Here is a 404-nt window from a genome sequence, read left to right on the forward strand (position 1 = left end):
GCGTTTACACGTTAGACGGAAACTACTTGTTTGCCGCCGAAGGAGAGCGCGGGACCGGCCGTGGTATCATCGGTGTCTATGATGGGGAGCATAATGACCAGAAAGTCGTCGTGCTGAGTGGGTTTGGCATTAGCCCGCACGAAGTGATCATCATGCCAGATAGCGCCTTAGTGATCGGCGTTGGTGGCGTGCATACCAATGGACGTGAACCGCTCAACGTAGCGAGTATGCAACCCCGCCTCAGTTACTTAGCGCAAAACGGTGAATTGCTCGACCAAGTGACTTTAGCCGATATCAAATTGAGCATTCGCCAACTTGCACATGATGGTCGCGATACGGTGCTTTGTGGTCAACAATATCGTGGTGGGCCAGACGTGTAGCCGTCATTGTTGGCAATGCACACT

General features: G+C 52.7%; 1 pseudogene. It reads left to right on the forward strand.

The window, feature by feature from the left end:
* Positions 1-377: pseudogene (locus UF06_RS22310) on the forward strand (DUF1513 domain-containing protein); the annotation flags it as partial.
* Positions 378-404 lie beyond the last annotated feature (27 nt).

It is taken from the genome of Vibrio sp. S234-5, from assembly GCF_000960595.1.
Lineage (GTDB): Bacteria > Pseudomonadota > Gammaproteobacteria > Enterobacterales > Vibrionaceae > Vibrio.